The 506-nt window shown below is 43.9% G+C and carries 1 pseudogene; it reads right to left on the reverse strand.

The annotated features are described in order from the left end of the window. Positions 1-506, reverse strand: a pseudogene (locus ACVCZW_RS09800) (hypothetical protein); the annotation flags it as partial.

Genomic DNA, 506 nt, shown 5'->3' on the forward strand with positions numbered 1-506 from the left:
TACTGTTCCTGCTGGTACTCCTGGAATAGTATACGTTCCATCCGCTGCCGTTGTTGCTGTTGGCTCTCCTGCGTCTAATACACCATCGCCATCTAAATCAGCAAATACAGTTACTGGAGAAGTAAATCCGGTTTCTGTTCCATTTTGTGTTCCATCACCATCTTCATCATTATATACGGTTCCAGTTACTGTTCCGGCTGTAGTATAACCATCTGTTCCTGCTGCAACTGTTCCACTTACTGGTACCGTTACCTCTGTTGGTTCTGTTCCTTCTGTTAATGTTGCACCTGTTGGTAAAGTAGTTGTATCTACTACGATATCTACTGTTCCTGCTGGTACACCTTCTATAGTATAGGTTCCATCCGACGCTGTAGTTGCTGTTGGCTCTCCTGCGTCTAATACACCATCGCCATCTAAATCAGCAAATACAGTTACTGGTGTAGTGAATCCGGTTTCTGTTCCGTTTTGTATTCCATCACCATCTTCATCGTTATATACGGTTCCAG

This window comes from Lacinutrix sp. MEBiC02595, assembly GCF_053601555.1.